14 protein-coding genes are annotated in these 17,368 nt (G+C 62.5%); 7 read left to right on the top strand and 7 right to left on the bottom strand.

The features are described 5' to 3' along the window. The first annotated feature begins 8 nt into the window (after positions 1–8). Complete coding sequence (locus AC3WVQ_RS01805) at positions 9–1,691, top strand: ABC transporter permease (protein WP_090295126.1); 1,683 nt, start codon at positions 9–11, stop codon at positions 1,689–1,691. Between the two features lie 287 nt (positions 1,692–1,978). Here the strand turns inward: AC3WVQ_RS01805 and AC3WVQ_RS01800 are convergent, their stop codons facing one another. After that, entirely contained in the window at positions 1,979–3,931 is a 1,953-nt protein-coding gene (locus tag AC3WVQ_RS01800; protein WP_090294935.1) for an acetoacetate--CoA ligase, read from the bottom strand. Between the two features lie 186 nt (positions 3,932–4,117). Between AC3WVQ_RS01800 and AC3WVQ_RS01795 the strand changes: the two genes are divergently transcribed. After that, complete coding sequence (locus tag AC3WVQ_RS01795) at positions 4,118–5,935, top strand: AsmA family protein (RefSeq protein ID WP_090294936.1); 1,818 nt, start codon at positions 4,118–4,120, stop codon at positions 5,933–5,935. 78 nt (positions 5,936–6,013) lie between these two features. Here AC3WVQ_RS01795 and AC3WVQ_RS01790 read toward each other — a convergent pair whose 3' ends face one another. From AC3WVQ_RS01790 to AC3WVQ_RS01775, 4 genes are all read right to left on the bottom strand, one after another. Then, positions 6,014–6,832 (bottom strand): ABC transporter permease subunit, encoded by an 819-nt coding sequence (locus tag AC3WVQ_RS01790; RefSeq protein ID WP_090294938.1) that lies wholly within the window; start codon positions 6,830–6,832, stop codon positions 6,014–6,016. 3 nt (positions 6,833–6,835) lie between these two features. Then, the gene (locus AC3WVQ_RS01785) at positions 6,836–7,747 is read right to left on the bottom strand and encodes an ABC transporter permease subunit (RefSeq protein ID WP_034800826.1); all 912 of its coding nucleotides are present in this window, start codon (positions 7,745–7,747) and stop codon (positions 6,836–6,838) included. A gap of 4 nt (positions 7,748–7,751) precedes the next feature. Then, positions 7,752–8,894: an ABC transporter ATP-binding protein gene (locus AC3WVQ_RS01780; protein WP_176960278.1), complete on the bottom strand. Its 1,143-nt coding sequence runs from the start codon at positions 8,892–8,894 to the stop codon at positions 7,752–7,754. Between the two features lie 104 nt (positions 8,895–8,998). Continuing rightward, the gene (locus tag AC3WVQ_RS01775) at positions 8,999–10,093 is read right to left on the bottom strand and encodes a polyamine ABC transporter substrate-binding protein (protein ID WP_034800823.1); all 1,095 of its coding nucleotides are present in this window, start codon (positions 10,091–10,093) and stop codon (positions 8,999–9,001) included. Positions 10,094–10,428: 335 nt separating this feature from the next. Between AC3WVQ_RS01775 and AC3WVQ_RS01770 the strand changes: the two genes are divergently transcribed. Beyond that, complete coding sequence (locus AC3WVQ_RS01770; RefSeq protein WP_492382582.1) at positions 10,429–11,397, top strand: fatty acid desaturase family protein; 969 nt, start codon at positions 10,429–10,431, stop codon at positions 11,395–11,397. Here AC3WVQ_RS01770 and AC3WVQ_RS01765 read toward each other — a convergent pair. Further along, positions 11,391–12,800, bottom strand: a complete 1,410-nt coding sequence (locus AC3WVQ_RS01765) for a helix-turn-helix domain-containing protein (protein ID WP_060601926.1) — start codon at positions 12,798–12,800, stop codon at positions 11,391–11,393. The genes AC3WVQ_RS01770 and AC3WVQ_RS01765 overlap by 7 nt on opposite strands. 228 nt (positions 12,801–13,028) lie before the next feature. On the opposite strand from AC3WVQ_RS01765, the gene aceA reads away from it, so the two are divergent. The 3 genes from aceA to AC3WVQ_RS01750 all read left to right on the top strand — a co-directional run bounded on the left by aceA (position 13,029) and on the right by AC3WVQ_RS01750 (position 16,057). Further along, complete coding sequence (gene aceA, locus AC3WVQ_RS01760) at positions 13,029–14,318, top strand: isocitrate lyase (RefSeq protein ID WP_034800818.1); 1,290 nt, start codon at positions 13,029–13,031, stop codon at positions 14,316–14,318. A gap of 120 nt (positions 14,319–14,438) precedes the next feature. Beyond that, positions 14,439–14,678, top strand: coding sequence for an SMc00767 family acetate metabolism repressor (locus AC3WVQ_RS01755; RefSeq protein ID WP_034800815.1), 240 nt, complete (start codon positions 14,439–14,441; stop codon positions 14,676–14,678). A 269-nt stretch (positions 14,679–14,947) separates the two neighbouring features. After that, the gene (locus tag AC3WVQ_RS01750; RefSeq protein WP_060516497.1) at positions 14,948–16,057 is read left to right on the top strand and encodes a helix-turn-helix transcriptional regulator; all 1,110 of its coding nucleotides are present in this window, start codon (positions 14,948–14,950) and stop codon (positions 16,055–16,057) included. A 64-nt stretch (positions 16,058–16,121) separates the two neighbouring features. Here the strand turns inward: AC3WVQ_RS01750 and AC3WVQ_RS01745 are convergent, their stop codons facing one another. Then, complete coding sequence (locus AC3WVQ_RS01745) at positions 16,122–17,003, bottom strand: LysR family transcriptional regulator (protein ID WP_060583999.1); 882 nt, start codon at positions 17,001–17,003, stop codon at positions 16,122–16,124. Positions 17,004–17,092: 89 nt separating this feature from the next. Between AC3WVQ_RS01745 and AC3WVQ_RS01740 the strand changes: the two genes are divergently transcribed. Beyond that, on the top strand, positions 17,093–17,296 hold the full coding sequence (locus AC3WVQ_RS01740; RefSeq protein WP_090294944.1) for a hypothetical protein: 204 nt from the start codon (positions 17,093–17,095) through the stop codon (positions 17,294–17,296). Positions 17,297–17,368 lie beyond the last annotated feature (72 nt).

Below are 17,368 nucleotides of genomic sequence, written 5' to 3'. Positions count from 1 at the left end.
TCGATCGATTGCAGTCCACATCTCAGAGCATCAAGCGCCGCCATGCGCGTGCCGGAACCGGTCTTTCGCATCCCCTGCTGGCGACATGGGCCGGATTGACATCGGTCATCGTGCTGATGCCGATCATCGCGATCGCCTGGCTGGCGATCTCGGGCGGCGGCGGCGACTGGCCGCATCTGATGCAGAACGTCATTCCGCGCGCCACCGGGCGCACGCTGCTCTTGATCTCGCTGACGGGTGCCGTGACCGCCTTCGCCGGCATCCTCACGGCCTGGCTTGTCGCAAGCTGCGAGTTTCCGCTGCGGCGCTTCCTGTCGGCAGCACTGGTGTTGCCGCTTGCAATCCCCGCCTATCTCGCTGCCTATGCGTTCGGCGAGCTTTTCACCTTTACCGGGCCGGTGCAGGGACTGATCCGCGCGATCTTCGGCTTCAAGACGAGCCGTGACTACTGGTTTCCGGATATCCGCTCGCTCGGCGGCGCCGTGCTCGTGCTGAGTTCGGTTCTCTATCCCTATATCTACCTCGCCTGCCGTTCGATGTTCCTGATGCAGGGACGCGCGGCCGCCGACGTCGCCCGCACGCTCGGCGCCGGGCCGCTGAAGGTGTTCTTCCGCATCCAGATCCCGATGGCCCGCCCGGCCATCATGATCGGCCTGACGCTGGTGGCGATGGAAACGCTGAACGACATCGGCGCGGTCGAATTCCTTGGCGTGCAGACGCTGACCTTCTCGATCTTCGACACCTGGCTGAACCGCGGCAGCCTCGCGGGCGCCGCGCAGATCGCCTGCATCATGCTGGTCTTCGTCATCGGCCTGATGATGATCGAGCGGGCCGCACGGCGGCGCCAGCGCTTCTCCAGCCAGAAGACGACGTCCGCCGTCCACGATGCTGCCCGGCTCATACTGTCCGGCTGGAAGAAGTGGGCCGCCATGGTCGCCTGCCTGCTGCCCGTGGTTTCAGGCTTTGCCGTACCCGTGCTGATCCTCGGCAATTATGCGCTCAAGCGCATCGACCAGTTCATCGAGCCGCGGCTGCTCAACGCGCTCTTTCATAGCATCCTCGTCTCAGGTGCGACCGCAACGGTTACCGTTCTGCTCGGTTTCGTGCTCGCCTATGCTGCGCGCACGGGGCATTCTCGGGTGAGCGACATCGCCGGGCGGCTCGCCTCCTTCGGCTATGGCGTGCCCGGCACTGTTCTTGCGATCGGCGTGCTCTTCCCGCTGGCCGCTCTCGACAACATTATCGATGCCGGCATGCGCGATACGTTCGGTATCTCCACCGGGTTGATGATGACCGGCACCGGCTTTGCGATCATCTACGCCTGCAGCGTGCGCTTCCTCACCATGGCCGAGGGCTCGCTCGAAGCGGGTTTCCAGAAGCTTTCGCCGCATCTCGACATGGCGGCGCGCGCGCTCGGCCGGACCGGCGGCCAGACTTTGCGCACCGTGCTTTTGCCGATGATGCGGCCGGCGGTACTGACCGCCGCTCTCCTCGTCTTCATCGAGACGATGAAGGAGCTTTCGGCAACGATCATGCTCAGACCCTTCAACTTCAACACGCTCGCCACGCTCGTCTACGAAGACGCGTCTCGGGCCAAGGTCGAAGACGCTTCGGTCGCCGCGATGATCATCGTCGTCGCCGGCATGATCCCGGTCATCCTCGTGTCGCGGTCGCTCGAACGCCGCTCCTGAGCCCCGTTCAGCAAGGCCTGGCGGGCGAGAAACGCAAAAAAAAGGTGGCTGGGAGGCCACCTCGATAGTTGAATGCTAAACCAACAATCGCTCGAGAAGTAACGACGTCATGTCCGCGACGGCATCTCTGCCGAACGCCGATCCAACATCGATCGGCCTCAAGTTGGCATGACCATGCGCCCCCAATCCTTAACAAGACCTTACCCGCCGGATCCGCAATTTTAGGGATTTTTCAGCAAGTCTGAAGCCTTGGTTAATTCCAATCACGCGAATCCGTTAACGCGCCCTCAATTTTTAAGGGCATCCAGTCCGGCGTAAAGATCAAGCGCCTCGGGGTTGGCGAGCGCCTCCTTGTTCTTCACCGGACGGCCGTGCACGACATCGCGGACCGCGAGTTCGACGATCTTGCCGGACTTCGTGCGCGGGATATCGGCGACCGCGATCACCTTTGCCGGCACGTGGCGCGGCGAGGCGCCGACGCGGATGCGGTTCTTGATCGCCTTCGTCAGGTCGTCGGTCAGGGCGACGCCGGCGGCGAGACGAACGAAGAGAACGACGCGCACGTCGTCTTCCCAGTCCTGCCCGATGCAGAGCGCCTCTGCGACCTCCTCCATCTGCTCGACCTGATTGTAGATCTCTGCCGTGCCGATGCGCACCCCACCGGGATTCAGCGTCGCGTCCGACCGGCCGTGGATGATGATACCGCCGTGTTCGGTCCATTCGGCGAAGTCGCCATGGCACCAGACATTGTCAAAGCGCTCGAAATAGGCGGCGCGATACTTGGCGCCCTCGGGATCGTTCCAGAACATCACCGGCATCGACGGGAATGCCTTGGTGCAAACGAGTTCCCCCTTCTCACCGCGCACCGATTGCCCCTCGTCGTTCCAGACGTCGATCGCCAAGCCAAGACCCGGCCCCTGGATCTCGCCGCGCCAGACGGGCTTCAGCGGGTTGCCGAGGACGAAGCAGGAAACAATGTCGGTCCCGCCCGAGATCGACGCAAGCTGAACGTCAGACTTGATGCCTTCGTAGACGAAGGAGAAGCCTTCCGGCGACAGCGGCGAACCGGTCGAGGTCAACAGCCGAAGGGTGGAAAGATCATGCGTGTTGGCCGGTACGAAGCCGCCCTTGCGCACGGCGTCGATGTACTTCGCCGAGGTGCCGAACACCGCGAACGTCTCGGCTGCGGCATAGTCGAAGAGCACGTTGCCGTCGGGATAGAAGGGCGAGCCGTCGAACAGGCAGAGGGTCGCGCCGACGGCCAATCCGGAAACCAGCCAATTCCACATCATCCAGCCGCAGGTGGTGAAATAGAAGAGCTTTTCGCCGCGGCGAAGGCCGCAGTGGAAACGATGCTCCTTCAGATGCTGCAGCAGCGTGCCACCGGCCGAATGCACGATGCATTTGGGAACGCCCGTCGTGCCCGAGGAAAACAGCACGTAGAGCGGATGGCTGAAGGGCAAGCGTTCGAAGGTCAGGGTTGTTGCCGCAAACGGCGCGATGAAATCGGCAAGGGTTGCGCCACCCTCGATCGAGGCCGCCAGCGCCGCGCTGTCGCCGGCATAGGGAACGATCAGCGCCGGCACGCCAAGGGCCTTGGAGACCGCGCGAACCTTCACATCGACGTCCTGGCCCTTGCCGTTGTACCAATAGCCGTCGCAGGCAATGAACAGCTTCGGCGTGATCTGGCCGAAACGATCGAGGACGCCCTGCTCGCCGAAATCGGGAGAACAGGACGACCAGATCGCGCCGATCGAGGCGGTCGCCAGCATCAACGCGATCGTTTCGGGCATGTTCGGCATCATAGCCGCAACGCGATCGCCGGGGCCGATACCCTGAGCCTTCAGCGCCTGCTGCAGGCGCGACACGAGCGCGCGAAGCTCGTCCCACGACAGGCGATACTCGACCTTGTCTTCACCGCGGAAGACGAGCGCGTCGCCGTCGCCGGTTTCGCGAAGAAGGTTCTCGGCAAAGTTCAGCTTCGCGTCGGGGAAGAAGCGAGCATCGAGCATGCGGTCGCCGTTGACGAGGGCTGTTGCGCCGCGTTCGCCGATGACGCCGCAGTGCTCCCAAACCGCGGTCCAGAAGTCGCCGCGCTCGGCCACCGACCAGGCGTCGAAGGCATCGTAATCCGCAAAGGTTCTGCCGAAGCGTTTGCTGCTCCAGGCGATGAATTCGGCCATGGGGCTATGCGCAAGGATTTCCGGACCTGGAACCCACAACGGCTGCTCTGCGTGCATGCTTTCCTCCACTCCTGCTCCATGCCCTCTATACCATGCTGCATCGCAAAATAAACAGCACCGGAAAGCGCCTCGTCATCGCGTGGACGACATTTACCTGTCTGTTGCCTGTCCGTCGCATTTGATTTCTGAGGACCGAAGGCCTATCCAAGCTCACGTGACCCAAGCGACGGCGACCAGGCGGACATGAGACGTAAATTTCTGCATATGATGCGCGACGTACGCCTGTTGTCGCAGCTGCGGCGCCGCCATTTCCTGTGGCCGGCCGCGATCGGCGTCGGGCTTGCAGCCGGCTACAACGCCGTCCTGCCTCTGGTGATTTCGACGACGAACGTGCGTCCGACCGTGGAGCATATGCTGGACGCCTGGTCCGGCGGAAAGAGCCGAATATCGGGCAATCCCGAGATCAGCTTCTGGCCGGAACCGACTTTGACGCTCCGCTCGGCGACGATCGAAACTACGGATGGATCGTCCCGCAAGCTCGCGCATATCGGCAGCATTACCGCGACGTTCAGCCTGTTTTCAGCGATCGACGGCACACCGGCGCTGGACGATATCCGGCTGATCGAGCCCGTCGTCACGCTCGAGCGGCACACGGACGGCACACTCAACTGGCAGCGGCCGCACTGGCTGAGTACCCCGGACACACAGGCTGCCGAGAAGGATACGCCGTTCGGCGATGTCACCGTCGAAAACGGCCGCCTGCAGATCATCGACCTCGTCACCAACCAGACCCGGGAATTTTCCGGCATATCCGGAACCGTCTCCTGGCCTTCGTTCACCAAGCAGCTCAGCGCCCGGCTTTCGGGAAGCCTTGGCGGACAGACGGTCGCCTGGACGCTCGAATGCAACGAACCGCTGATGCTGCTGACCGGCCACGATGCGGCGCTCAAGACGTCGCTATCCTCGGCGGCGCTCAGTCTCTCGTTCGAAGGCAACGGCAATCTCTCCCCTGCACCGACTGCCGCGGGACGGCTGCAGGTTTCGACGGCCTCGCTGCAGGCCCTTGCCGCCTGGTACAAAGGCAAGGCGGCGGGCGCATTGCCGGACAGCGGCTTCAGCCTCAGCGCCAACGTCACCAGCGGTAAGGCCTCGCTGAAGCTCGACGAGCTTCAACTGACGCTCGGCGGTGCCAACGCGACCGGCATCCTCGACATCTCCACGCCGATCGACGATATCCACCGCGTCGAAGGCACGCTCGCCTTCGACCGCATCGATCTCAATGGGCTGCAGCCGTTCATCGACCCGCTGGAGCCGGACGAACTCACACAACAACTCGGCGACGCGTTCGCGCGCAGCTGGCGTGCCGATGTGCGGCTGTCGGCGCAGGAGGCACTGGTAGGCCCGCTACGGCTCGAAGATCTCGCCGCCGGCGTCATCATCGATCACGGGCGCGCCTCCATCGACGTCGCCGACAGCACCTATGCCAACGGCCGGCTCAGCGGGCGGCTCGCCGCTTCGGAAGAGGGGCTGGCCGGCGGTGGCCGTCTGGAACTGGTGCTGAAGAATGCCGACCTTGCTGCCGCCCTTGCTGACTTCGGTTTCACCGGCCCGGTTCCGACCGGCCGGGGCAATGTCAATCTGGACCTTACGACGGAACACCCGTTCTGGCGCGCGCAGGTGGCCGAGGCTTCCGGCCGCATCAGGCTTTCGCTCGCCAACGGCAACCTCACCGGCTTCGATGCAAATGCCTTTGCGAACCTTGTCCGGGCCGGCGAATTCTTTTCGCTGGCGCAGGCGAGCGATGGCAACTTCGCCTTCCAGACGGCGGATATCGAAGCCAGCTTCGGGGAAGGGTCGGCGCGGCTGAACCGAGCGCTCTTTGCCGGCCAGACCGGCAATCTCTCGGTCAACGGCGTCATTCCCTACCGCAGCGGCAGCCTGGCGCTCGCAGGCACCTACACCGACACATTGAATGCCGGGCAAAGGCTGCGTTTCTTCGTCGGCGGTTCCTGGCCGAATGCAGTGATCTCCCCCCTGTCGGTTCTTGGCGAACCCAACTGAAAACGGCCGGCGTCAGAGACACCAGCCGTCGGTTCGTGGCGGACAAGCCGCGTCACGCTAGTCTCGAATTCGCACCGTTCAGGACTGGGCGAAGGCCGCCCGCTCGTCCCGTTCGCGCTGCGCCTCGCGCTGCTTGGTGACGATCGAGGCAACGACCACCCCGATGGCGACGACACCGATGAGGATGGTGCAGATCGCGTTGATTTCCGGCGTCACGCCCAGCCGCACCTGACTGTAGATCTTCATCGGCAGCGTCGTGGCGCCCGGTCCCGTGGTGAAACTCGAGATCACCAGATCGTCCAGCGACAGCGTGAAGGCGAGAACCCAGCCGGAAAACACCGCGGGCGCGATGACCGGAAGGGTGATCGAGAAGAAGGTCGTGACCGGCGTGGCGCCGAGATCGAGGGCTGCCTCTTCGATCGACCGGTCGAAGCTGAGCAACCGCGACTGCACCACCACGGCAACGAAGCACATGGTGAAGGTGATGTGCGCCAGCGTGATCGTCCAGAAGCCGCGGTCGAGACCGATGGCAACGAACAACAACAGCAGCGACAGGCCGGTGATCACCTCGGGCATGACGAGCGGTGCATAAACCATGCCGGAAAACAGCATGCGGCCACGGAAGCGCGTGTAGCGGACGAGCGCCAAAGCCGCGAGCGTACCGAGCACGGTGGCGAAGGTCGCCGAGATCAGCGCGACGCGAATCGTCACCCAGGCAGCATCGAGCAGCGCCTGGTTATGCAAGAGCTGCGTGTACCACTTGGTCGAAAAGCCCGCCCAGACGGTGACGAGCTTCGATTCGTTGAAGGAGAAGATCACCAGAAGCACGATCGGCAGGTAGAGAAAGCCGAAGCCGAGCACGATCGAGGCGATGTTGAAGCGTGACCAGTTGCCCATGTCCTACCTCCCCTCGCTGTCGGCTTTGGCCTGGGCGTTCTGGAAGTAGACGATCGGCAACACCAGGATCAAAAGCAGGATCGTCGCCACGGCCGAAGAGACCGGCCAGTCGCGGTTGGCGTTGAACTCGTTCCAGAGCGTCTTGCCGATCATCAGTGTTTCCGAACCGCCAAGCAGGTCGGGGATAACGAATTCGCCGACGGCTGGGATGAAGACCAGCAGGCAGCCGGCGACGACGCCCGCCAGCGACAGCGGGAATGTCACGCGCCAGAAGGCGGTAAACGGCGTGCAGCCGAGGTCGAGCGCGGCCTCCGTCAGGGTGTGATCCATCTTCTCAAGCGACGAATAGATCGGCAGCACCATGAAGGGCAGATAGGAATAGACGATGCCGATATAGATCGCCCAATTGGTGTTGAGGATGATCAGCGGCTGGTCGATGACGTTGATGCTCATCAGGAACTGGTTGAGCAGCCCCTCGGGTTTGAGGATCGCGATCCAGGCGTAGACGCGGATCAGGAAGCTCGTCCAGAAGGGCAGGATCACCAGCATCAGCAGCGTCGGGCGAATGGTCTTCGGCGCTTTCGCCATACCGTAGGCAACCGGATAGGCGATCAGCAGCGTCAGCACGGTCGAGACGCCCGCGATGATGACGCTCGACACATAGGCGTTGAAGTAGAGGACGTCTTCCGTCAGCCAGACGTAGTTGTCAAAGGAGAATTCCCGCGCCTTTTCAAGGATGCCGGACAGGCCGCCGAAGAGATCGAAGACCGGCGTATAGGGTGGCATGGCCACCGCCGTCTGCGACAGCGAGATGCGGAAGACGATGAAGAAGGGGATCAGGAAGAAGAACAGCAGCCAGGCATAGGGGATGATGATGACGAGGCGGCTGAAGAGGGCGGATGCGACACGGGTCATGGCCTCAATCCTTCAGAACGACGCCGGCGTCTTCGCCGAAGGAAACCCAGACCTCCTGGTCGTAGCCGAGCGGATCCTCGACCGCGCGCACCGCGTTGAGCGACGAGGCCTTGATCACGCGTCCGTCCTTCAGGCGCACGTGGAAGACGGTCATGTCACCGAGATAACCGATGTCCCAGATTTCGCCCTGAACGGTGTTGACGGGCGCGTGCGCCGGCGGCTGGCGGCTGACGCGGATCTTTTCCGGGCGGACGGCGACGGCGGACTTGCCGCCGGCAGCCGGCGTCTCGGGCGATGCCATGCGGATCGGGAAACCGTTGGTGCCCTCAAGGCGCACATAGCCGCCCTCGGCGCCGGAAACAGCGCCCTCGAAAATGTTGACGTCGCCGATGAAGTCCGCGACGAAACGGGAGTTCGGCGCCTCGTAGATTTCGGCAGGCGTCGCCACCTGAATGACCTTGCCGTGGCTCATCACCGCGATGCGGTCGGCCATGGTCATTGCCTCTTCCTGGTCGTGGGTGACGACGACGAAGGTGAGACCGAGTTCCTGCTGCAGATCCATCAGTTCGAATTGGGTCTCCTCGCGCAGCTTCTTATCGAGCGCGCCGAGCGGTTCGTCGAGGAGCAGCACCTTCGGCCGCTTGGCAAGTGAGCGGGCAAGCGCGACACGCTGGCGCTGACCGCCCGAAAGCTGGTGCGGCTTGCGCTGGGAGAACTTTTCGAGCTTCACCAGCTTCAACATCTGGGCGACGCGCTCGGCAATATCCGCCTTCGGCATGCCATCCTGCTTCAGGCCGAAGGCGATGTTCCTCTCCACGTTCATATGCGGGAAGAGCGCGTAGGACTGGAACATCATGTTGACCGGACGCCTGTAGGGCGGAATCCCGGCCAGGCTCTGTCCGTCGAGAATGATCTCGCCCGACGTCGGCTGTTCGAAGCCGGCGAGCATGCGCAGAAGCGTCGACTTTCCGCAGCCGGACGCACCGAGCAGCGCAAAGAACTCGCGCGTATAAATATCCAGCGAAAGGTCGTCGACGGCGGTGAAATCGCCGAACCGCTTGGTCACGTTCTTAAAGGAAATGAATGGCTTGGAAGCGGGATCCGCCCAAGGGGCAAAGGACCGCCGGATACTGCCGAGAGACTTCATCATCTATCCCCGAATGATACAGCCGATGGGCACTCTCGTTTTCCCCGGTGCCCCCTTAAGAAAATTGCCCGGATTTTGAGGTCCGGGCAATTCGTTTTCCGCTCTTACTGGCCGGTTACGACCTTTGTCCAGAGTCGGGTCAATACCCTCTGCTCTTTCGCCTCGAAGGGCGTCACCGTGAACAGTTTCTGCATCACCTCTTCCGTCGGGTAGATGGCGGTATCTTCCATGACGGCCTTGTCGAGGAACTGCTGCGAGGCCTTGTTGCCGTTGGCGTAGAAGACATAGTTCGATGCCTTGGCGACGACCTCGGGCTTCATCATGTAATTGAGGAAGGCGTGCGCCTCCTCGACGTGCGGTGCATCAGCCGGGATCGCAAGCATATCGAACCACATCTGCGCGCCCTGGGACGGGATCGCGTAGTCGACGGTCACACCAGCCTTGGCTTCGGCCGCACGGTCGCGGGCCTGGAAGACGTCGCCGGAAAAGCCGATTGCAAGGCAGATGTCGCCGTTGGCGAGCGCGTTGATGTATTCCGAGGAATGGAACTTGCGCACATTGGGGCGGATGCTCGCCAGCAGCTCAGCCGCCTTTTCGAGATCGGCCGCCTCGTGGCTATCCGGGTTGAGGCCGAGATAGGCGAGCGCCGAAGGCATCACGTCGGTCGGGGAATCGAGGATGTGGATGCCGCAATCCTTGAACTTCGCCGCCAGTTCCGGCTTGAAGATGACGTCCCAGTTGGGCTTCTCGTCCGTGCCGAGGATCGCCTTCATCTTGTCGACATTGTAGCCGATGCCGGTGGTGCCCCACATGTAGTCGATGGCATAGTCGTTGCCCGGATCGTACTTGGCCGTACGCTCCATGATCACGTCCCACATATTGGAAAGGTTCGGCAGCTTCGACTTGTCGAGCTTCTGGAACACGCCCGCGGCGATCTGCCTCTGCAGGAAGGTTGCCGTCGGCACCACCACGTCGTAGCCGGAGCCACCTGCAAGCAGCTTCGTCTCCAGGATCTCGTTGGAATCGAAGACGTCGTAGACGACCTTGATGCCGGTCTCCTTGGTGAAATCTTCCAGAATGCTGCTGTCGATATAGTCCGACCAGTTGTAGACGTTGACCACGCGCTCCTGCGCCGAGGCCAGCATGGTCGAGCCGGCCAGAACGGCTGCCGCCAGGGTTGTGACGATGAGCTTGGACATACAACTCCCCTCTTGGTTTTTTCGTATCGGGCCCGGCACGCCGGGACACCGTCCAATCCGCTTCGTTCAGGCCGGAGGTTAGGCATCTTTCTCGATAACCTCAAGCGCTTTCGTGCCGATAAGAAGCGCCGCCCTGTGGGCTCATCAGTTTCACAAGTCGAAGAAAAACGGGCACTTATGGCGCCTTGCTTTCAGCCTGTCGCCTTCGACCCGGCCGCGGCGGCACCGTTAACCATAGCTTTGCCGCCTCTGTACGGACCGCCATTTACGATTGATTAACCATGATCGCCATGCGATTTTCCCGACAGTTGCGGTTCAGGATCTCAGGTGTCGTCATGGGTGAGCAGATCGTCGGCGGGAAAAGCCGCAGGATCGATCCGAAGCAGTTGAAGCGCCTGTCGGTGCTCGAGCCGCAAAAGGCCCTTGCGGCAATCGCATTCGACTGGGCGATGATCGCAGCAGCCATCGCCGTCAGCGAGTATTTCGGCAATGTCTTCGTCTACCTGATTGCCGTGGTGCTGATCGCCGGACGCATGCATGCGCTCGGCTGCATGATCCACGAGGCGGCGCACTATCGCATCATCCGCAACCGGAAACTCAGCGACTGGATGAGCGACCTGCTGCTCGCATGGCCGGTGCTGGCCACGGTCGATGGCTACCGCCAAAACCATCTCGCCCACCATCAGTACGCCAATAGCGACGAGGATCCGGACTGGACAGCGAAGCTCGGCATGCCGCAATTCACCTTTCCGCAAAAGGTTGCGCGCGGCGTCACGTTTTTGCTCGGTTACCTCGTCGCGGTCAATTCGCTGCGCGACATGCTGCATATGGCCAAACGCATGGGCAAGAACGACCGTTCAACGCTGCAGTACAAGCTGCTGCGCGTCGGCTTCTACGTCGCAGCCGCCGCGATCTTCACGCTCTTCGGCATCTGGCGGGAAGTGGCGCTCTACTGGGTGGTGCCGTTCCTCACCTTCTTCTGCCTGTTCCTTTATATACGCAGCGTCGCCGAGCATTTCGGCAGCATGGACTATAGCGACGAACTGACGAGCTCACGCACCGTCTATCCGCACGCCTGGGAGAAGCTGTTCTTCGCGCCCCACAACATCAACTACCACCTGGAGCACCATCTGTATCCCGGTGTGCCGTTCTACAATCTACCGGAGCTGCACGCGGTCCTGATGCGCAACAAGGCCTATGCGGACACGGCCCATATCACCCGCGGCTATACTACCGGGCTACCGGCGGAATGCTTTGCCGCGAATGCGCCGCTTCTGCCCAACCAGCACCCCGTCAGCTACTGAAAATCGAAAACGCTGAGCCCGGTCGCCATCTCATCAAGTCCGAGCGGCCGGGTAACGGGCGGCTCGGCACGCGCCAGGCAGCCCTGGCGCTCGCAGAGCCGACAGCCGGCACCGATTTCGACCGCCGGCAGCAGCACCGAACCGTAGACGGTCTCGTCGGCAAACGAAGCTTCGCAGCCTAGAAGCAGGGCTGTGCGCCGGACGCGCTCGTGGAACGCCGCCTGCGGACCCTCCAGCGTGCGTGCGATGGTCAAGAACGCAGCGCCGTCGGGCATCTCGACACGATCGACCAGAAGCTGGCCCGGCACTGAGAAGGCGGCATGGATGTTGAGCTTGGGACAGCCACCGCCGAACTTTGCCTGAGGGAAGCCCGATGCGCCCGCCCTCCGCAAGCGGTGGCCGGCATTGTCGATCTCCATCAGGAAGAATGGCAGCCCTTGGGCGCCCGGCCGTTGCAGCATGGTCAGCCGGTTGGCCGCCTGTTCGAAGGAGACCTGGAAACGGGCGCGCAGGACATCGATGTCGTACTTCGCCCGTTGTGCGGCGGCTAGGAACGCAGCATAGGGCATCATCAGCGCATGCGCGCCATAGCGCGCCAGCTCGAAGCGAGCGATACGGCGTGCCTCCGCGGTCGAAAGCCGTAACGCCCCAAGCTCGGCCGTGATCGCCTCGTGGCAGGCAATCGACACGGCCTCCATCGCGATCTCGCGCAACTGGTCGTAGGGCGACAGCCGCTCGGAAACGAAGAGACGCATGGAGTGCCTGTCGAAGCGACGGCGCAGGTTCGGCATGGCATGGACCGGCAGGCTGCGCACGACGAGGCCATGCTCCTTCTTCAGCCAGGCCTTGAGCGCGCCGATGAGATCATCACCCGGCGAGAGCGCCTCGTGGAAGGCTTCCGCCGCCGCCTCGATGCCGGCAAAATAATTCGGCCGCCCCTCGAAGGTCTCGCGTACCTCGTCCATCGGCAACCGTGTGCCCGAAAGCGCCTCCATGTGCCCCTGCCCCGCCAGGAGGTCAGCCAAGTCCTTGAGGCGCGCTGCCTGCTCGCGATAGGCGCGATAGAGCTTGACGACGCCGCCGGCAGCATTGGGGGCCGCTTCCGCCACCTCGATCAGCTCCTGCTCTCCCGGCAGCTCGGCCGACAGCAGCGGATCGGCGAAAACCTCGCGCAATTGCGTGAGGCTGCCGCCGGTTTCGCCCTGCAACTCGTCGAGGTCGACCTTGTAGACCGAGGCAAGCTTCAAAAGCAGCTGCACCGTCAGCGGCCGCTGGTTGCGCTCGATCAGATTGAGATAGGACGGCGAGATACCGAGGGCCTCGGCCATGGCCGTCTGCGTCAGCGACAGGCCGTTACGAATGCGCCTGACCCGCGGGCCGGCAAAGATCTTGTTCTCGGCCATTTGTAACTACCTTTACAATCCGCTCAACGCAGGGCGCTTTACATTTTTTACAAATTTACTTCGCCGCCCTGTCAAAGGCAAGACAAGATAACCCTTTTGATCTCTGCAAACCACCGTTTCCAATAGCCGAATACTGCAGCGCAATGTAAAAACTGTCACATGAACTCGAAACACAAGTCGCCATACGACAAAAGTCGAATGGGTGTTTGATTTTGACAGGAGGAAGTAATGACTGATTTTTACAAGCTCGTTCCCAGCGCACCGCAAGGCCGCTTTGATGGCGTCGATCGCCCCTATACCGCAGAGACCGTGAAGCGGCTGCGCGGGTCGGTCGAGATCCGCTATTCGCTGGCCGAAATGGGCGCGAACCGCTTGTGGAAACTCATTCACGAAGACGACTTCGTCAACGCGCTCGGCGCACTTTCGGGCAACCAGGCCATGCAGATGGTGCGCGCCGGCCTGAAGGCGATCTACCTCTCCGGCTGGCAGGTCGCAGCCGATGCCAACACCGCTTCGGCCATGTATCCGGACCAGTCGCTTTATCCGGCCAATGCCGCGCCTGAGCTTGCCAAGCGCATCAATCGCACGCTGCAGCGCGCCGACCAGATCGAGACCTCAGAAGGCAAGGGCCTTTCGGTTGACACCTGGTTCGCACCGATCGTCGCCGATGCCGAAGCCGGTTTCGGCGGCCCGCTCAACGCCTTCGAGATCATGAAGGCCTTCATCGAGGCGGGCGCTGCCGGCGTCCACTACGAGGACCAGCTTGCTTCGGAAAAGAAGTGCGGCCATCTCGGCGGCAAGGTGCTGATCCCGACGGCAGCCCATATCCGCAACCTGAACGCGGCACGGCTTGCCGCCGACGTCATGGGCACGCCGACGCTGGTCATCGCCCGCACCGATGCGGAAGCGGCAAAGTTGCTCACCTCCGACATCGACGAGCGCGATCGCCCCTTCGTCGACTACGATGCCGGCCGCACGGTCGAAGGCTTCTACCAGGTGAAGAACGGGCTTGAGCCCTGCATTGCCCGCGCCATCGCCTATGCGCCGCATTGCGACCTGATCTGGTGTGAGACCTCCAAGCCGGACCTGGAACAGGCCCGCAAGTTCGCAGAGGGCGTGCACAAGGCGCATCCGGGCAAACTGCTCGCCTACAATTGCTCGCCGTCGTTCAACTGGAAAAAGAACCTCGACGACGCGACGATCGCCAAGTTCCAGCGAGAGCTGGGCGCAATGGGCTACAAGTTCCAGTTCATCACGCTTGCCGGCTTCCACCAGCTGAACTTCGGCATGTTCGAACTGGCGCGCGGCTACAAGGCACGGCAGATGGCCGCCTATTCGGAGCTGCAGGAGGCGGAATTCGCCGCCGAGGTCAACGGCTACACCGCGACCAAGCATCAACGCGAAGTCGGCACCGGCTACTTCGACGCCGTCTCGATGGCGATCACCGGCGGCCAGTCCTCGACAACAGCCATGAAGGAATCGACCGAGCACGATCAGTTCCGCCCGGCCGCAGAGTGAAAGCCCGGCGGGAGCGTGGCAATCCCTGCCCGCTGCGCTCCTGCCGACCCCTCGCAAGTGAAATGGATGCGGGCGGAAAACCGCAAGCACCTCCAGCCTCGAACCTCAAGGAGAAGTCCAATGACAGTCCAGACACGCGTCAAGGAACGGGCCGAGGAACAGTCTTCGGCGATGACCCCGGACCAGCAGGCGGCAATCCGCATGGTCGCCAACGACCTGCACCGCCTCAACCAGTCCGTCATGAAGGCCGTCGATGCCGGCGTTTCGGTCGAGCTCGTGCGCTCCGCCCGCCACCACGGCGGCGAAGGCAACTGGGGCGACCTGCTGATCCCGGTTATCGTCACCCAGGGCCGGCCATGATGCTCGCCACAACGCTGTTCGCGGCGATCCTGCTGTCGCCGCTAGTGCTCCGCCGCACAGCTGTGGCCGCGAGCGTGAAAGCAACCAAAAGTTGATTTCACCGAAACCGGTTGAAAGTGGGAGAAATTGGAATAGCCGGCTCTTTGCCGGCTATTCTGCGTTGTCAGGATGGCAGCGCACGCAACGAATGCTTGTCACCGCTATTTCAGGTTGATCGAACCCGTGATGCCTGACTATATTAGGCATACCTGTCTTAGGCAAAGGCACGCATGTATCGCTCGACGAAGCCTGCAGATACCGCCGAACTGACGGAGCTGATCTACGGCGCCGCCTTTGGCGATTGCGGCTGGCAGGATTTTCTCGACCGGCTGACGACGACCATGCCCGATGGATGCTCTGCGCTCCACTATCATGACCTCACAGCGCCAGCGTCGTGCGTGCCCTATGTCTCCGGCTTTACCTCTGATGCCATCGACCAGTTCAACGATCACTTCGCGGCGATCAATCCCTGGATACCGAAATCGGTTCTCGTGCCGGTGGGCCGCGGTCTCTCCGGCGAGCATATCGTCTCGCGCTCGGAGCTGATGAAATCGGAATTCTACAATGACTGGCTGAAGCGCCAGACCGGCAGCGAGACCACCGTCGGCGTGACCATCGTGCGCAGCCCGACGCGGACCCTGCTCGTGTCGACCTGCACCTCGTCGACGAACGCGGAACTCAACCAGCAGGCGGCCGATCAATACACGCTTCTCGCGCCTCACCTGAAGCGCGCCTTCGACTTCCTGCGGCGGCGCGACCTGATGATGGCCGAGCAGCATGAGGGCCGGACCCTGCTCGATACGATCGGCGTCGGCGTGATTTATGTGGGCGGCAATCTGCGCATCCGCTCGATGAACCACAATGCCGAGCGAATGGCGGCGAACGGCTCACCGTTCCGGGTCGCGGTCAACGGCCGCCTGTTCATGGACGAACCGGAAACCAATGCGGCGCTCGAGCTTCTGGCCTCGCCGGTCGGCGCACCGGCACAGCCGCAACTGCGTGTCGTCAGGACCGCGGAGCACGGCGCCTTCCGCATTACCTTGGTGCGGCGAAGCGCCAGCATCTTTACCGAACTTCTCGACGGACCGACTGTGGCGGTTCTGGTCGAGCCTGCGACGTCGCTGCTCGGCGATCTCAGGCACGACCATCTGAAGGACAATTATGGTCTGACCCCCGCCGAAATCCGCATCGCCTGCGGTATCGCCGCCGGCCTGACGCTGAAGGAAATGTCGCAGGCCAACGGCGTCAGCTATGAGACGATCCGGACGCAGCTCAAAAGCATCTACGCCAAGACCCGGGTCAACTCGCAGGCGGCACTCGTCAAGCTGCTGATGCGCTGACCCATATACAGAAAAGACCACGGCGGTAGCGTTCCCAGCAGCAGGGTTCAGTCCTTGCTCCGCCTCAGCTGCGGCGCGGTCGCTTTCCGGCAAAGATGTCCACGTGACTACGCAACAGCCTGGTCATGCGGTCGACAACCGTTCGTATTTCCTTGCGGTGCCGATCCTCATTGTTCATGACGATCCATTGCCGGTGCCGGAGCGCCGGGATCTCCTCGCCGGCGCGCTCCAGCATCGGATCGAGATCGCCGACGAAACAGGGAAGCACCGCACAGCCGGCGCCGGCGCGGGCGAGATCGAGCAGCGAGCGCGGCCGTGTGACCGTGGCGACGATCCGCCCCTCCCAGCCCCCTTTCACCTGCTCGTGCGGCCAGCGCAGATAGGCGGAGATCGCCTCCTCCTCGCCGACGGCCACCCAACGCGCGCTCGCGCCCGACGGCGCGTTCTTTTGACGATAGGCGGCATAGGCGACGTCGCCGACCGGACTCGCCGCCAGATAGGCCTCCTCGGGCTCGAAGGCGCGGATGCCGATATCGGTCTCGCGATAGGCGAGGCTGGCGCGTGTTTCGCCGACCGTGATCGCCAGACTGAAGCCGTCCCTTTCGGTGCAGAGCGCCGGAAAGTTCTCCGCCAGCAGCCAGGCGATCCAGGTACCGACGGTGATGCGGACCGTTACGCCCTCGCCTTCCTGCCGCCAGCTCTCGACCCGGCGCGCCGCCGATTCCATTTCCTGAAGCTGCTCGAACAGCAGTTCACCATCGCCGGTAAGCTGGTAGCCGGTCTGGCTGCGCAGAAACAGCGCGCGGCCCGTGCGCTCCTCGAGTTCCAGCATCCGCCGGCCAACGGTCGCCGGGCTGGAGCCGAGCGCCTGCGCCGCTCCGGTGAGCCCACCAGCGCGCGCCACGCTCATGAAACAGCGATAGATATCCCAATCCATGTCTTTCATCGGTGAAAAACATAGAGCGATATCCGATGTATGTAAAACTAGTTTTGCTGCATAAAAGAAGTGATGCCCATCAACTAAGGAGCATCACTATGGAAATGATGGCAATGGTCTACATCGCCGACATGGCCCTGAAAACGCGCCGCTGGGACGAGGATTTCGATCCGAAACCGCCCGGCCTTCTACGTCGGGCCTTCACAACACTCGCGGCCGCGGTCACCAAGCGACGCAAGAGCAGCCTCTACGCCGATAAAAAAAGCACCGCGAAGCCCTGCGGCCACGCGGTGCAATGTTAGCCCCTGCCCTTGTTATATCGCACGGCACCGGTTGCCGTACTTTCGGCTGGCGGCGTTGCCTGCCGCCAGCGA

The sequence above is a fragment of the Ensifer sp. EB106-05-01-XG146 genome, assembly GCF_058791875.1.
This window is presented reverse-complemented; position numbering and strand designations above follow the sequence as displayed.

What these genes read in the sequence shown, in the direction of transcription:
- AC3WVQ_RS01775 (WP_034800823.1), bottom strand. Translation starts at nt 10,093, where the DNA reads ATGTCCAAGCTCATCGTCACAACCCTGGCGGCAGCCGTTCTGGCCGGC.
- AC3WVQ_RS01755 (WP_034800815.1), top strand. Translation starts at nt 14,439, where the DNA reads ATGACAGTCCAGACACGCGTCAAGGAACGGGCCGAGGAACAGTCTTCG.
- AC3WVQ_RS01790 (WP_090294938.1), bottom strand. Translation starts at nt 6,832, where the DNA reads ATGGGCAACTGGTCACGCTTCAACATCGCCTCGATCGTGCTCGGCTTC.
- AC3WVQ_RS01745 (WP_060583999.1), bottom strand. Translation starts at nt 17,003, where the DNA reads ATGAAAGACATGGATTGGGATATCTATCGCTGTTTCATGAGCGTGGCG.
- AC3WVQ_RS01740 (WP_090294944.1), top strand. Translation starts at nt 17,093, where the DNA reads ATGGAAATGATGGCAATGGTCTACATCGCCGACATGGCCCTGAAAACG.
- AC3WVQ_RS01800 (WP_090294935.1), bottom strand. Translation starts at nt 3,931, where the DNA reads ATGCACGCAGAGCAGCCGTTGTGGGTTCCAGGTCCGGAAATCCTTGCG.
- AC3WVQ_RS01785 (WP_034800826.1), bottom strand. Translation starts at nt 7,747, where the DNA reads ATGACCCGTGTCGCATCCGCCCTCTTCAGCCGCCTCGTCATCATCATC.
- aceA (WP_034800818.1), top strand. Translation starts at nt 13,029, where the DNA reads ATGACTGATTTTTACAAGCTCGTTCCCAGCGCACCGCAAGGCCGCTTT.
- AC3WVQ_RS01765 (WP_060601926.1), bottom strand. Translation starts at nt 12,800, where the DNA reads ATGGCCGAGAACAAGATCTTTGCCGGCCCGCGGGTCAGGCGCATTCGT.
- AC3WVQ_RS01750 (WP_060516497.1), top strand. Translation starts at nt 14,948, where the DNA reads ATGTATCGCTCGACGAAGCCTGCAGATACCGCCGAACTGACGGAGCTG.
- AC3WVQ_RS01770 (WP_492382582.1), top strand. Translation starts at nt 10,429, where the DNA reads ATGGGTGAGCAGATCGTCGGCGGGAAAAGCCGCAGGATCGATCCGAAG.
- AC3WVQ_RS01780 (WP_176960278.1), bottom strand. Translation starts at nt 8,894, where the DNA reads ATGAAGTCTCTCGGCAGTATCCGGCGGTCCTTTGCCCCTTGGGCGGAT.
- AC3WVQ_RS01795 (WP_090294936.1), top strand. Translation starts at nt 4,118, where the DNA reads ATGAGACGTAAATTTCTGCATATGATGCGCGACGTACGCCTGTTGTCG.